At 59.6% G+C, this 14854-nt stretch carries 13 protein-coding genes and 1 tRNA gene; 7 read left to right on the top strand and 7 right to left on the bottom strand.

Annotated features, from left to right (window positions below; translation table 11 throughout):
• Positions 1-65 precede the first annotated feature (65 nt).
• Positions 66-761 (bottom strand): helix-turn-helix domain-containing protein, encoded by a 696-nt coding sequence (locus V8P86_RS01820; protein WP_336325529.1) that lies wholly within the window; start codon positions 759-761, stop codon positions 66-68.
• A 51-nt stretch (positions 762-812) separates the two neighbouring features.
• Positions 813-1217 carry an ArsR/SmtB family transcription factor gene (locus V8P86_RS01825; RefSeq protein ID WP_336325530.1) on the bottom strand — a complete coding sequence of 135 codons (405 nt, stop codon included), beginning with the start codon at positions 1215-1217 and terminating at the stop codon, positions 813-815.
• Between the two features lie 99 nt (positions 1218-1316).
• Here V8P86_RS01825 and V8P86_RS01830 point away from each other — a divergent pair, with 99 nt between their 5' ends.
• The gene (locus V8P86_RS01830) at positions 1317-1937 is read left to right on the top strand and encodes a DUF7509 family protein (protein WP_336325531.1); all 621 of its coding nucleotides are present in this window, start codon (positions 1317-1319) and stop codon (positions 1935-1937) included.
• An 82-nt stretch (positions 1938-2019) separates the two neighbouring features.
• Positions 2020-2949: a ferritin family protein gene (locus V8P86_RS01835; RefSeq protein ID WP_336325532.1), complete on the top strand. Its 930-nt coding sequence runs from the start codon at positions 2020-2022 to the stop codon at positions 2947-2949.
• Positions 2950-2953: 4 nt separating this feature from the next.
• Here the strand turns inward: V8P86_RS01835 and V8P86_RS01840 are convergent, their stop codons facing one another.
• The gene (locus V8P86_RS01840) at positions 2954-3700 is read right to left on the bottom strand and encodes a hypothetical protein (protein ID WP_336325533.1); all 747 of its coding nucleotides are present in this window, start codon (positions 3698-3700) and stop codon (positions 2954-2956) included.
• Between the two features lie 94 nt (positions 3701-3794).
• Here V8P86_RS01840 and V8P86_RS01845 point away from each other — a divergent pair, with 94 nt between their 5' ends.
• The 3 genes from V8P86_RS01845 to V8P86_RS01855 are packed head-to-tail and all read left to right on the top strand — an operon-like array spanning position 3795 to position 5290.
• Positions 3795-4784 (top strand): 3-hydroxyacyl-CoA dehydrogenase family protein, encoded by a 990-nt coding sequence (locus tag V8P86_RS01845; protein ID WP_336325534.1) that lies wholly within the window; start codon positions 3795-3797, stop codon positions 4782-4784.
• 57 nt (positions 4785-4841) lie between these two features.
• A complete protein-coding gene (locus V8P86_RS01850) occupies positions 4842-5021 on the top strand; it encodes an HVO_2753 family zinc finger protein (RefSeq protein ID WP_336325535.1) in 180 nt (59 codons plus the stop codon).
• 2 nt (positions 5022-5023) lie between these two features.
• Complete coding sequence (locus V8P86_RS01855; protein WP_336325536.1) at positions 5024-5290, top strand: elongation factor 1-beta; 267 nt, start codon at positions 5024-5026, stop codon at positions 5288-5290.
• A 48-nt stretch (positions 5291-5338) separates the two neighbouring features.
• Here the strand turns inward: V8P86_RS01855 and V8P86_RS01860 are convergent, their stop codons facing one another.
• The 3 genes from V8P86_RS01860 to V8P86_RS01870 all read right to left on the bottom strand — a co-directional run bounded on the left by V8P86_RS01860 (position 5339) and on the right by V8P86_RS01870 (position 11358).
• Positions 5339-6184, bottom strand: a complete 846-nt coding sequence (locus V8P86_RS01860) for an NAD+ synthase (protein WP_336325537.1) — start codon at positions 6182-6184, stop codon at positions 5339-5341.
• Between the two features lie 50 nt (positions 6185-6234).
• Positions 6235-9285, bottom strand: a complete 3051-nt coding sequence (locus V8P86_RS01865; RefSeq protein WP_336325538.1) for an FAD-linked oxidase C-terminal domain-containing protein — start codon at positions 9283-9285, stop codon at positions 6235-6237.
• 168 nt (positions 9286-9453) lie between these two features.
• Entirely contained in the window at positions 9454-11358 is a 1905-nt protein-coding gene (locus V8P86_RS01870; protein WP_336325539.1) for an L-lactate permease, read from the bottom strand.
• 611 nt (positions 11359-11969) lie between these two features.
• On the opposite strand from V8P86_RS01870, the gene V8P86_RS01875 reads away from it, so the two are divergent.
• Positions 11970-12040 (top strand) — tRNA-Gly (locus V8P86_RS01875).
• A gap of 532 nt (positions 12041-12572) precedes the next feature.
• Complete coding sequence (locus V8P86_RS01880; protein ID WP_336325540.1) at positions 12573-13058, top strand: hypothetical protein; 486 nt, start codon at positions 12573-12575, stop codon at positions 13056-13058.
• Between the two features lie 40 nt (positions 13059-13098).
• Here the strand turns inward: V8P86_RS01880 and V8P86_RS01885 are convergent, their stop codons facing one another.
• Positions 13099-14808 carry an NAD+ synthase gene (locus V8P86_RS01885; protein ID WP_336325541.1) on the bottom strand — a complete coding sequence of 570 codons (1710 nt, stop codon included), beginning with the start codon at positions 14806-14808 and terminating at the stop codon, positions 13099-13101.
• Positions 14809-14854: the final 46 nt, after the last annotated feature.

Raw genomic sequence — 14854 nt, forward strand, 5'->3', positions numbered from 1 at the left:
GCCTCTCCTCTATAATAGTGAAATAAGGTGGTATTATGCCACTAATATGTCCTCCTGCAGACGACTCAAGGAACGATCTCTGCGAAGACGCGAGCCTCGATTTTGCGGAGATGTTCGCCGACAGTGACGGGTGCCAGATCGAGCCTGTCGGCGAGTCCTTCGTGGGTGACCGCTTTCGGGACGTTGTAGTAGCCGGCTTCGACTGCCGTGGCGAGAATCTCCTGTTGGCGTGGCGTGAGTTGTGAGTACAGCGTCCGCTCGGTGGGGTGATACTCGCCGGTTGCGAGAAGCTCCGTCTCGATTCGGTCGGGGAGGACGCCCACCGCGTTCGTGATGGTCTGCTGGTCGCCCATCACGAGGACGGTGATTCCGCCGCCTGGGAGACACTCGATGGGCGTTTCGATAACGAGGCTGTACTCCTGAGGAAGTTGGAAGACGGACACAAGCGTCTCGTTCGGATCGATGTGGATGTAGGTGTGAAGCGTCTGCCGGCGGGGTAAGCCATTCGACTGCCCGCGCGCGCTGTCCGGTTCTGCGCCGGGAGCGATGCTGTAGGCCAGCACGTCGTCGTTGGCGTCGAGAACCTCCCGGGCCCGGGACCTGATGCCCTGTAACTCGTACAGTAATACGACGGTCCCGTCGTCAAGTTGGTTGACGTGATGGATCGCAATCCGTTGGATGTGGTCGCTGTCGGTGAGTTTCCGGTCTGCCGGATGGAATCCCTCAGGGCCGGGGTCCAGTCTGACCTCCGCGTAGCGCATGTCACTCTCTTTGGAGCCATCGGCTTAACTATGGCTGGTCGAGTGACAGGATCAGTCCGCCGAACTGTCGTACATCGACTCGAACTCGTGTTCGCCGCGGATCAGTTCGTCGACGCCTTCTGTGAGCGTGACTGTCCCGAAGATAGTCGCCCGATAGTAGGTGTCCAGCCCATCCTGATCGCGGTCCGTTCGCTTGCGTTTCTCGACGAGTCCGGCATCGACGAGTGTGTTCAGGTGATAGTGGAGCGTGCTGTCGTCGATATCGACGACTGCGTCGAGTTCGGTCGGACTCATCTCGCCGTTATGGACGAGTCGGTAGAGGATTTCGTACCGGCTCCGGTGGCCGACGGCGGCGTGCATATCGAGATATTCGTCGAGAGAGAGGATACTGTCGTCCGGCAGCAACTCCTCTGGATCGGGCGGCATTCCCCCGTCTATCGTCTGGTCCGTTGCCATCGTATCCTAGATTACGCGGAGAGGTATACTTAGGTATTATCAAGCCAAATATTCTCAAAATCACTGTCTTTTATATACTGCCCGGGAGAACAGCGCGGCATGTCGGAGGAGATTACCCGGGATCTGATCGCAGATCGGTTGGGGGCAGTCCAATACGACCGGTTTCTCTTCTACCTCATGGGGCCGTACAAGTCGTTCAATCTGAACTACGTGCTCAGCGAGGACGAGCGCAGCCAGATCGATATCGAGGATCTGCCCGGGCCACTGCGTCGTCTGTTCCGGAACGAAGACGAAATCAACGAAGCTCAAGCCCTCCTGCGTCGAGTGCAGGGCGAACTCCGGACAGATCCGGGAGTGAACGCGTTCCTGGCACTGGATGTCGACATCGATACAGACGAGGTAGACGCGGTGACCCAGAGCATCGAATTCACGCGCTGCAGTAACGCCACCGCGTTCGTGCTGCCGTTTCTCGGGCACAACTTCGGCGTCGGGGAAGAGGCTGGCAGCATCCTCGAAGCCCTCTCGGAGCGCCACGGCGAGCGCGTCGTGTTTGTCCACGAGGACGACGTGACGAGTGCGATGATCCGGTCGGCGTCGACACGGTGGGATCTCCGGGTCGAAACCTACGAGACTGAGGCGGAACTCGTCGACACGCTCAGGCGGTTCGCGGGTGAGATCATGCATCGTGAACGGCGCGGCGCACTGGATCGACTCGACTGAGACCGTTCGAGGAGTGCCGTATTTAAACGAACAATCAATACACGGCAGTACAGCAAGGCGTTTGGGCCCATGAACTCGTGTCATGGCAACGAACGACGCCACGGGGATGCAGTTGGACGAGGGGGCACTGTCACAGGAGTATTTCACGAACGCGGTCTACCGACACTGGGACCCGGGAGCCATCGAGGAACTGGATGTCGACCGCGAGCGACTGCTCAACGCTGATCTCACCGAGGAACAGTTCGAGGGGATCCGCCGGACCGTCGCTCGGTTCGGCGCGGGCGAGGAGTCGGTGACGGAGGATCTGCTGCCGCTGGCACAGGTCAGCGAAAACATCAACGACCAGATGTTCCTCTCCAGTCAAATCTACGAGGAGGCCAAACACACCAAGTTCTTCGACCGCTACTGGCGGGAGGTGATCGATCCGGTCGCAGAGGGGCAGGGGTTCGAGCGGACAGCACCGACCGAAGACCGGTATTTCAACAGCCAGTACACCGAACTGTTCGAGCGAACCGAAGACGCGATGCAGCGATTGCTGACCGATGACACGCCGAAAAACCGCGTCGTGGCCTACTGCCACTACCACCTGACTATCGAATCGGTACTCGCTCAGACCGGCTACTACGGAATCCAGTCTTCGTTTTCCGAGAGCGGGAGCGACGAGGTGACCGACGAGGAGTTCGTAGAGTTGCCGGGACTGGTCAACGGTATCACGAAGATCCGAAGCGACGAGGGCCGACACGTTGGCTTCGGGATGGCGAAGGTCCGTGAGCACGTCCAGACCGGAACAGTCGAGGAGTCGGTCGTTCAGAACACGCTTCAGAAACTGCTTCCGCTCGTCGCCGGCACAGTCAACGACCTCGGGGTGGCGATCAATCCCGACCCGCTGGTCGAGTACGCGACCGAGAAACTGACACGACGCATCGAGATCATCGCCGATGCGGAGGCCGAGATTCCACCAGTCGACGAACTCGTCGAAATCGATGACACTGCAGCGCAGGCGTCTGATTAAGGATTCACAGACTCGCGAGGTTCTGTCGGAGTTTGATCGTCGCCGTCATCAGCGCCGTTGCGGTCATGATGAGAAAGACCAACTGGACGTGGAGGACAATCGTGCGGTCCGTTCCGAGGGGGATCGCAAGGGCGACGATGCTGACCAGCGCGCCGAAGGTGAGCACCGGGAGCAGATGGCGGACCAGCGAATCGAGCATCGTTCCCTGGAGGCGCGTGCTGGCAATCTGGCGTCTGAAGTACACGACGCCGTAGGCAAGAAAGCCAATTCCAGTCAGTCCCTGAACGATCGCAGATGTCGCCGATTCACCGAACACGAGCGTAATTCCAGCGTACAAAACGATCCCGGCGATGAGTCCGAGCCGAACGGCCTGGTCGAGTTGTATGAGTTCCGAACCGACATCGCCGGCGGCGGTGACAGAGATCTGGCGCAAAGAGAGCACCAGAAAGAAGATCATCGCCAGCCAGATCCCGTTTTTCGGAGCGATCCGGATCGAACTCACGATTTCGAGAATCCAGACCAGCGCGTAGAGCGCGCCGAGCGCGCCGATAAACTGCAGATACTCCCAGATCCGTCGCTGGGAGTCGATCCGGGTCTGACGCATGTTCTGGTTCGCGTAGTAGGAAAACCGCAGCCCCAGCGCTGCGAGCAGCGAGACTCCCAGAAAGGTGATAAACGTCAGGGTGGGGTCTTCTTCGACGAGATTTACCCCGAAGTCGACGAGCAACGTAACCGATCCAACAGTACTCATACACATCTAACCTCCGTAATTCGACCACGAGACCTGCCTGTCTGCACCGAGTCTACCCAGTCTTTTCCGCGGAGCTGCTTTTATGTTTGGGGATATGTCGACCCGGACACAAGATGGAGCGACGCCACCAACGCTTACAGTGCTCGGGTTGGTCTGGACCAGTATGAACGTTGCAGTACTCGGGACCGGAACAGCGGGGCGGGATATCGCCGCCCGGTGTGCACGGGTTGGACACGCCGTGAGTTTACAGGCCGACGACGCGACCGAAGCGATGGATCGCGTCGACGATATCGAGGGGTTACTCATCAACGCCGTCGAATCGGGGGCCATCACTGAACGACGGAAAGACGATGCGCTGTCGGAACTGGAAGCGACGACAGATCTCCGTGGTGCTGTCTCGGATGCAGATCTTGTCATCGAGACGACTATCGCCGACACCGAACCCCTCCAGGAGAAGTTTGCTGATATCGAATCAGCCGTCGACCGCGAGACGTTGATCGTCACGAGCCAGCCAGCGGTCCCGGTCACCGCCGCAGCAGCGGGGCTTCGACAGCCGGATCGTGCGCTCGGCATGCACTTCGTCGACGCACCCGACGCCGCCGTCGTCGAGCTGTTGGTTCCCGAGCAGACCGCCGAGGAACCGGTCGAGCGCGCAGAGTCGTTCATCTCAGAGTTGGGGGCGACGCCCATCCGCGTTCGAGATACGCCCGGTATCGCCTCGACCAGAGTCCGCCTCGCAATCGAGGTGGAGGCGATGCGGGCCATCGACGACGACGTGGCTGGCGTCGAGGGGGTCGACACGATTCTGGAAGAGGGATACGACTACCCAGAGGGGCCACTCGTCCGAGCGGATCGAATCGGTCTCGATAATCGGCTCGAAACATTGCGGGAACTGACGGAGACGCTGGGACCGCGCTTCGAGCCGCCAGAAGTACTCGAGCGACTGGTCGAAGCGGGCAAGACCGGTGCGGATGTCGGCGAGGGATTCTACCGGTGGGAACTTGGCGAAGCGGTCGAACCGGCCGTCGAGGGACCGGATCTGCCGAATCGGGAAGGCCGACCGGACGACCCGGTGAATCGGTGAGCGGGATCCGCGAGTAACTTGGCAAGGGTTAAAAACGGGGCTGCGGTATAGGGGTACATGAGCAAGAGTCAGCTAGACCAGTCACAGAAGTGTAACTCCTGTGGCATCCGCATTGCCGGGACCAATGCGGCCACGTTTGCGTGCCCGGATTGTGGTCACGAGATCCACCGGTGTGGAACGTGTCGCAAACAGAGCAACCTCTATCAGTGCCCCGACTGTGGGTTTACAGGACCATAACCATGGGAAAAGTAGCAGCCGCTATCAAAGTCATGCCGCAGGATCCGGAGATCGATCTGGATCAACTGCAGGAACGTCTCGAACAGAACCTCCCCGAAGGAGCCAAGATCAACGGCTTCGACCGTGACGAAGTCGCCTTCGGACTCACCGCGCTCATCCCGACGGTCATCGTCGCCGACGAGGCTGGCGGGACCGAAGCCGTCGAAGAAGCCTTCCAAGGTGTCGAGGACGTCGAGAGCGTCTCCGTCGAAGACGTGGGCCGACTGTAAAACAACGACTTTTTGCGGTTTTTGCGACCGAGTAGCACGACGCTTCTCTCAGTACAGCGTTTCGGGACCGGGCGGTGCCTGCCGTTTGTGCGCACTCCGTTCGTACAGGCCCCGAACGTCCTCGACGAGTGATTCGTCGACACCGAGTTCGCGGGCGGTCGCAGTCGTCGAGAGCGGTCCGTCGACGTGGAGCGCGAGAATCGAGTCCAGTGTCTCGTAATCCAATCCGAGTTCGCCTTCGTCGGTCTGGTCGGCCCACAGTTCGGCGCTCGCAGTCTTGGCTGCTAAATCTTCGGGGACGCCGATGTGGCGGGCGAGTTGGCGGACCTGTCCTTTGTAGAGGTTCGCGATCGGATGGCAGTCGACGGCCCCGTCGCCGTATTTGGTGAAGTAGCCGACGGCCGCTTCGCTGCGGTTGCCCGTCCCGAGGACGATTCCATTCCGGCGGTTGGCCTCGAAGTACGAGAGCACCGCGCGGAGGCGAGCCCGGAGGTTCCCGACAGCGACCCGAGTCTGTTCGTCTTCGCCAGCATCGGTGGAGACCTTGGGGTTGGCGTCGAGCACTGCTTCGACGAGTGGCTGAATTTCGATCACGTCGTACTCGATATCGAGCAGTTCGCTGGCGATCCGTTCGGCGTCGCTCATGTTCTGCTCGCGGTTGACGGTGCTCGGCAGGACGAGTCCGTAGACGCTCCCGGAGCCGAGCGCCTCGACGGCTAGGTGGGAGGTAAGCGTGCTGTCGATACCGCCAGAGAGGGCGATCACTGCCGTGTCGGCCCCCGCGGCCTCGTACTGCTCGGTGACGAAGGAAGTGATGTGCTCGCGGTGCTGTTCGAGTTCTGCCTCGGAAAAGCGCAGATCCAGTGGCGAGTCGGCGCTGTCGATTTCGGCCATATCATTCTGTTAGCGCTGTTGAACAAAATACCCCAGCATCCCAGCGGGGGTTACTGTGGCCGCAATACTTCCGAGACTTTTTCGATGGGATGGGCGGGCTTTTCGGACCGGTCCTCCGATGCGAGCAGTTGCGACCGACAGGAGGTGCCCGGTGCGACGACGGTGTCGGCTGGCGAGTCACGGACCTGTTCGAACAACAACTCGCCGATAGCCATGCTCATCGAGTAGTGTTCGGCCTCGTAACCGAACGAGCCAGCCATTCCACAGCAGGTCGAATCTATCTCTTCGGTGTCGTAGCCGACCGCCTCCAGTGCGGAGGCTGCGTGGTGTTCGCGCTTGATCGCAGTCTGGTGGCAGTGGCCGTGATAAGCCAGCGTCTCCTCCGAGACGATGTGATCGACATCGTCAAGCAGGCCGAAACGGTCGAGATACTCCATCACGTCGTAGGTGTTCGCAGCGACCGTCTCGACATCATCGCCAGCGAGAAGATCCAGATAATCCGACCGGTACATGGTCGCGTCGGAGGGTTCGAGACTCACGATGTCCCAGCCCGCTTCGATCTGTGGTGTGAGGCTCTCGACGTTCGCGCTCGCCGTCGCGCGTGCGTGGTCGATCATCCCCTTCGAGTGGGCTGGCCGGCCGCTGTCGGTGACCTCACTCGATACGTCGACGTGGACGCCGGCGGCTTCGAGCGCATGCACGGCTGCTTTCCCGACTTCGGGCTGGGTATAGTTGGTGTACGGGTCCGCGAGCACCAGCGCCTTCCGATCAGCGAGATCCGCGGGGATCTGTGGACTGCGGTCGGCGGCCCACTTCTGGAAACTCTCCCGTTTGAACGTCGGTAGGTCACGCTCGCGAGCGATTCCCAGCGCCTTCTCGGTGACCAGATCGGCACCGGGCAGGTTCATCGCCCAGTTCGAGACCGGCGCGAAGGTACTTCCCAGACGATAGAGTGTCTCGACGTTGGCGAACAGTCGATCACGCAGCGGAATTCCGTGGCGCTGGTGGGCCTGGTGGGTGACCTCCATCTTGAGTTTCGCCATGTCGACACCGCTCGGACAGTCTCGCTTGCAGCCCTTACAGCCCACACAGAGATCGAGCACTTCGGTCCGGAACTCCTCGGAGGTGGGGTCTTCGGGCAGGTCACCGTCCATGGCCCGTCTGAGCATGTTCGCCCGGCCGCGGGTCGAGGTGATCTCTTCGTTATCGGTCGCCCGGTAGGTCGGACACATCACGCCGCCGGTGGTCTCCTGATGACCGGTACAGCCGCCACAACCGTGACAGAGTTCGACCATCCCCTGAAAGCCGTTCTCGTTGTCCCAGTGCAGATCCGGTTCGAAGCCGGCGTCGAACTCGTAATCGGCGTCGTAGCGGAGGTTCTCGGTCGGATCGTGGTCCCCGCAGACGTTGCCGGGATTCAGCAGTCCCTGTGGGTCGAACGTCTGCTTGAGTCGCTGGAACGACCCCCAGAGCTGGTCGCCATACAGCTTCCGGTTCCACGTGGTCCGGGCCCGCCCGTCGCCGTGTTCGCCGGAAATCGAACCGCCGTACTCGATGACGAGGTCGGTGATCGATTCCGAAATCGAGAGCATCGTCTCGATGCCATCCTCGGCTTTGAGGTTGAGCAGCGGCCGGATGTGCAACACGCCGGGGCCGGCGTGGGCGTAGTACGAGGCGAAGGTGTCGTGCTCGTCGAATAGCTCCTGAATGTCGGCAACGTACTCCGGCAGATTCTCGGCCGGGACTGCCGTGTCCTCGACGAACGGCCAGTGCTTGTCGTCGCCAGTGCGAGAGAGCAGGATCGGCAGGCCCGCCTTGCGCATCTTCCAGAACTTCGCCTGCCGGTCTGAATCGTACGCTTCCAGCGCGTCGACGGCGCTGACCGGAGAGTCGGTCAGATCGCCAGCCCCCTCGCTCGGCGTCATGCCAGTTGCTGGCTCTACCCCCGGGAGCCGGTCGGCGAGCAGATCAGCGACTTTCTGTTTGCCCTCCGCTGGCGAGTCTGCGTAAAACTCCACGAGAAGCGTCGAATCCGTGCCCTCGGGGAGTGTTTTGACCAGATCGGAGAACTCGGCGGTCTCTCTGGCCAGATCCAACAGCACGTCGTCCATCACCTCGACGGCGGCGGGGTCGTGTTCGAGAATCGGCGCAACGTCTTCCATTGCGTCGAGAACGCCGTCGTAGGTGAGGAGCACGACCGACTTCTCCGGTGGGATCGGCTCCAGTGAGACAGTCGCTTCGGTGACGATGGCGAGGGTCCCCTCGCTGCCCGCCATCAGTCGCCCGACGTTGACTTCTCCCCGTTCGCGGGCGTCTTCGAGCAGTTTGTCGAAGTTGTAGCCGGAGACGTTCCGGATGAGGTCGGGATAGCGGCCCTCGATCTCTTCGGCGTCTTCGCGGAGGATACGCGACACTTCCGCGTAGACCTGCTCTTCGATGGGGTCGCCGTCCTCGACGGCGTCGGCGCGGTCGTGTAACTCGTCGACGTCCATCCAGCCGAAGGTCGTGACCGTTCCGTCAGCAAGGACGACTTCGACCTCCTCCAGATAGCCGTCTGCTTTCTGGTACTTCAGTGAGTGTGCGCCGGTCGTATTGTTGCCGATACAGCCGCCGAGGACGCTCTTGTCGCCCCAGGCTGGGTCGGGGGCATACTTCAGCCCGTGGCCTTCGAGGGTGTCATTGAGACGAGCGAGCGTGATACCGGGCTCCGCACGGGCAAGTTGGGACTCCGGATCCACGTCGAGCACGCTGTTCATCTGCTTTTTGAAGTCGAGTACGACTGCTTCGTTGACCGCCTGCCCTGCAAGGCTCGTTCCGCCACCACGGGGCAACACCGGGATTGATTCGTCGGCGCAGTACTCCATCACGGCCTGTACGTCCTCGGTGGAGACCGGAGCCACGACGCCAATGGGCAACTGCTGATATGCGCTGGCGTCGGTTGCGTAGAGGTTCCGCGTGTACGTGTCGAATCGGACTTCGCCGTCGACACGCGCACGGAGTTCGGCGAGGAGCTTCGGTCGCTTGATATCCTCGTTCGTATACTCGTATTCACTTCGGGGATCTGTCGCCGGATCGAACCCGGACTCGGCCGTGTCACTCATAGCGAACTCCCCCGGTCGGTGCGTTTCTGGCTGCCAATGGCCGCGTTCCACAGTCCATGTGTGCTACTAACAATCATATTTTGATGTGAGAGTACTTTTGTGTTATCCGTTCTGGCTCGGCCAGGCGCCTGCAACCGCAAATAAAAGCCGTTCTCCCGGCCGTTCCAACTACACGAACGGGAGGATCACGAACAGGTCAGTGAAGAGGACGAACGAAAACAGCATCGTCAGCAAGCCGACGAAGAAGGCGTAGTAGGCGACTGGTATCAGATTCAGTCGGATGACTCGCCCTTCCTGACCGATGAGTCCGACCGTCGCGACGGCGGCGACGACGTTGTGAATCGCGATCAGATTACCGATCGCTCCGCCGACGGCCTGGGCGCCGACGATCAACTGCGTCGGGACGCCGATCTGCTGGGCGGCGGTGAACTGGAACTGCGCGAAGGTGAGGTTCGAGACGGTGTTCGATCCGGTCATCGCCGCGCCGAGCGCACCGATCAGCGATGCAATAGCCGGATAGGCGTTTCCGAGCGCCCCCGCGGTGGCGACCGCGAGCACCTCGATCATGTTGGCGTTGCGCCAGAGGTCATCGCCGCCCTGGGAGATGACCTGCTCTGCGCCGGATGCGTCGATTCCTTCGATTCCGTAGTAGGTCCCGGTGTTGAGCATCACCTGGACCATCGCGATCACGAACACCAGCGCGATGACCGGGGAGACGAGTTTCTGTCCCGCCTCGCGCCAGGCGGAACCGATCTCGTCGCCGGACATCCCGAAGATGAAGATCGCTGCGACTGCGGAGACGAACAGCCAGAATCCGGGGACACTAACCCATCCGATTCCGCCGGCGAGCTGTTCGTAGCCGAGGATACTGCTCCAGTTAATCACGACGCCGAGCTGGAAGGAACCGAGCCCGGAGACGGCGAACTCGACGGAGTTCTCGGGGTTGCCGATCGGTCCGGAGATCGCGTCGACTGCGCGGGTGATCACCAGCAGAATCACGAGCAGGATGTACGGCGACCACGCCTTCAGCAGGGACATCTCGTCGCTGCCGTCCTCACTCATGTCTGCGCTACCTGGTTCGATATCGCCGACCCAGTGATCAGCCCAGCTGTCGCGGTCGGGGAACCGCCACTCGGTATCGGGAACCAGGTAGCCCGCTCTGAGCAGACTGACGGTGAACGCACCGCCGACCATCGACCCGATCAGCGACGGGAACTCCGCGGTGAAGAACCACGCGGAGATCCAGTACGGAATCGCGAAGGAAACTCCCGCGACCAGACACAGCGGGATGACTTCCTTCGCCGGTTCGAGCGACTTCTCCTCGCCGAAGAAGTACGTGACCATTGCGACGGCGATCAGCGGCATCATGAAGCCGACCAGCGCGTGGTAGGTCGCCGCCCATGCGGCGACTTCGACGGCGTAATCGCCTGCATTGGCGAATCCGCCCTCGGCGATGGCTTCCGGATACCGACCCGTCGAGAACGGCGCCTCGATACCGACGATGATCGGCGTGCCGACTGCACCGTAGGTCACGGCGATGATGTGGCCGATAATCGCCGCGATGACTGCCGCGAGCGCTGGGAATCCGAGCCCCAGAAGCAGCGGCGCGACGACCGCCGCTGGGGTCCCGAACCCGGCCGCGCCCTCGATGAACGTGGCCATGAAGAACCCGAGCAGGACGATCTGAACCCGTCGGTCCTCAGAGATCCGGGCGAAGCCTTTGTTGATCCTGTCGAGCGCACCGGCCTGCATCATCGTGTACAAGAGAACGATTGCACCGGCCACGATAAACAGGATCTCGAAGGCTGTCATTACGCCGACGATAGACGAGGCGGCAAGCCACCGTATCGGTACGCCCCAGATTACGAAGCCGATAATGACGGCTGAGATCCAGGCGATAGGCATCGCGCGCGTCGCTGGCCACAGGAATCCGACCAGAAGTACCGCCGTGATGAGCAGCGGGACGGCCGCGAGCAATAGTTGGAGCGCACCCGCCTCACCAGCGCCCGGAATCGCGCTGTCTTGGAGTTGCAGCGGGACGGTCGCGAAGGCCCCGGCAACGCTTGCTATCATCGGTTCCACCCCTCTGAACTGCGTCGTTCGTATTTGCCGGTCTGTGCAGTCTCGTGGTGAAGATCGTGCATATTGTGTACCCCCGTAGTGGACGAGTGTGTCAACCGACAGTCGGTCGCGACGACTCCTCAGCAACCCAGTCTCGCCAGACCGACACAGGCAACGGTTGTCTTCGACTCAATTACCAGCCTCGTTACCAACTAGCGACCTATACATATGATGGGGTATAAAAATTTTCGACACATATAAGAATATTGTTACTTTATCACTCAGCGGACAACCCTGTAGGAGGTCCAAAATTAGGATGTTAGGATATTCATACTTGTTATGTATCATCTACCGTAGCATCTGTGGCTGTGAGCACAGCGAAAGTACCCATAGTTCCACCGGTCGGGACGCGCATGACTGTGGGAGCTGGCTACAGGTGGGGGCGACAGTCGACAGTCCGGAGGATTTGTAAGTCCTGGCGTGGAACTTCGAATTGAGCGTTCGTGGTGAGCAAATCTAGCGGATTTGTGAGCCTCGGGGCGAACGGGCGAAGCGGACGAGCGCTGGTGATGAGTAAATCCAGCGGATTTACGAATCTCGGGGCGAACGAGCGAAGCGAGTGAGCGCCGGTGGTCTAGTGGTAGGACATGAGCTTCCCAAGCTCATAGCCCGGGTTCAATTCCCGGCCGGCGCACTACCTCTTTTTACTCGGTTGGGTTTCCTCGCGAGCCGAAGGCTCGCGGCTCCGCCGCTCGCCTGACGAGGTCTCACTTCGTTCGACCTCGCGCTCGCTGCGGGAACCACGCCCTCGCAAAAACTAGGGGAAAAACGACCTCCGCCGTCGCTTCGCTCCGGCGGAGTGAACCGCGCTCGCTCTGCTCGCGCGGATGCTAGCGGGCCTAGAGTGGACAAAGAAAATGGAGGCTACGGTTACTGTTTGGTTACTATTTACTGTAGCAAATATTATCATCTTGATGGAACATAGAAAATATATAATTAAATCATGGATGTAAGTAAAGCACATTTGAAAATTCCACTTTTGACATACAAGAGATCTTCACCACTCCGTAGTTGGATAGGTGCTTTCCTATGGGGGATACAGCAGTCTTTTATTAATTACATTAATGTATCAAGCAAATTAATATCCCAACGGTGCATCCGGGTACAGTATCGTATTAGTTGTAATATTACTCATTCTCAGTACGTTTGTTAGCCTTCTATTCAATGTGGTCTGGGATAGTGTTGTAGGAACAATCTTTGGAATGGCAACGATATTTCTCCTCTATCCAACAGTCATTTATATAGGGATGACAAATCCTATACTTTCTTTTACATATGAGTGTAACGGGTGCACAAACAGACCATTTATATTAGCAAGTACTGTTCAAACAGTTATCCTTGGGATGGTTTTTGCAGTGTACAGTTGTTCTCCGATTCCTAAGTTTATATTCCATATAGAGGCTCTTGAGTTACATCTAACTAGATGGTGGAGAATAACACAGGCTATTTTATCAATATCAATTGCGCTGGGCATTGGTTTATTTGCACAGTTTGTAATATCTAGTCAAAATATATTCATTGTGAATTTAATTCCTCTAATCACAGTATTGGGGATAGGGATAGTGGCAATACTCGTATTTATATTTTGGAAAATGTACTTAATTGAACTGAGTATTGACCGTAAGAGTGGAATAGGCCACCAATTCACTTGACTTAGGGTTGGTAACGCCAGAGGACACAGAAGTCCTGCAATTAATCTGTCTCTGTGGACGTAATCTTCTCATCGGTCTCCAGCACAGCATCGTAACTCGCCGCAATCGGATACTTCCAGCCGCGGTCGAACGATTTTTTGGTTATCCGGAGCGGCGGCGGCGTCTGCCAGCGTTTGAACTCCGAGCGGGCAATCCGTGAGAGCGCTTCGTCGACGACATGATCCGGGAACTCCCCGCGCAGGTTGTCACCGGTCGCCTGCCCGTGAATGTACGCTTCGAGAACCGGATCGAGAGCGTCGTACTCTGGGAGTTCGTCTTCGTCGGTCTGGTCCTCGCGGAGTTCCGCCGTCGGCGGTTTGTCGATGACGCGCTCGGGAATAATTGGCTCCGAACCGACCGGCGGGTGGTCGTTGTAGTACTCGGCCAGTTCGTAGACGAGGGTCTTGTAACAGTCTCCGAGTGGCGCGAGCGCGCCGACCGTATCGCCGTAGAGTGTGCAGTAGCCGACCGCCGCTTCACTTTTGTTGTCCGGCGTGAGGACAAACGCCCCTCGGGTGTTCGCGAGTGTCATGAGGACGACCCCGCGAGCGCGGGCCTGAATGTTCTCCGCCGCCAGCCCCTCGACTGCCTCGCCCGTTGCGGATTCGATCGTCGCTTCCAGCGTTTCGACCGCTCCGCCGACCGGGACGACGTCGAACTCGATGCCGAGATTGTCCCCAACAGCGCGTGCGTCTTCGATACTGGCGTCGCTCGTGATCGTACTCGGCAGTGAGACGCCGTAGACGTGCTCGGGACCGAGTGCGTCGACCGCGAGGATGGCCGCCGCTGTCGAATCGATCCCACCGGACATTCCGATGATTACATCGTCGAAACCCGTTTTTTCCATGTAGTCGCTGACACCGAGGCGGAGTGCCTTGCGGGCCTGCGAAGCGCGCGAGGCTCTCGTCGTCGAAGCGTTCGTATCACCGCCCTCGAAGAGATCGACAGTTGCCGTCGCTTCCTCGAAGGCTGGAAATCGCTCGATAACTCGGCCCTCACCGTCGATACCCAGCGAGTTGCCGTCGAAGAGCAGGTCGTCGTTGCCGCCGACCTGATTGGCGAAGACAATCGGAAGATCCGTCTTGGTCGCGTGTCCCGCGAAGCGTTCGACCCGCCGCTGTGGCTTGCCGAGACTGAACGGGCTCGCCGAGAGGGTAACGAGTAGATCCGCACCGGCGTCGGCGAGTTCGCCCAGCGGGTCGATGCCGTGGCGACGCTTGCCGGTGATCGAGGCGTCGTGCCAGGCGTCTTCGCAGATGCTCACCCCGACCGTCACATCGTTGATGTCGACGGTAAGCGGTTCCCGACCGGGATCGAAATATCGGTGTTCGTCGAAGACATCGTAAGTCGGGAGCAGTCGCTTGGCGTAGGTTGCTCGTCGCTCGCCACCAGCCAAGACCACGGCACCGTTCTGCAGCGGTGGACCAGTCGCGAAGTCGGACTCTGTCGCCACGCCGACGATCACCGCTGGACCGGTTTCGGTCAGGGCAGCGAGTCGGTCGATAGCGGCTTCCTGTGCTGCAAGGACGCCGTTTCGGTGGAGGAGATCACGCGGTGGATAGCCCAGCACCGCGAGTTCCGGAGTGACGACCAGATCGGCACCGGCCCGACTCGCGGCTTCGATCTCGTCTTCGAGTGTGGCGAGGTTACCGGCCACATCGCCCACTATCGGATCGTGCTGTACCAGCCCCACGTGAAACGATTGTGGCATTCAAGCGCTAGTTGGTGTACTCATTGAATTAAATTACGGTCGTCAC

It is taken from the genome of Halovenus anhuiensis (genome assembly GCF_037080055.1).
Lineage (GTDB): Archaea > Halobacteriota > Halobacteria > Halobacteriales > Haloarculaceae > Halovenus.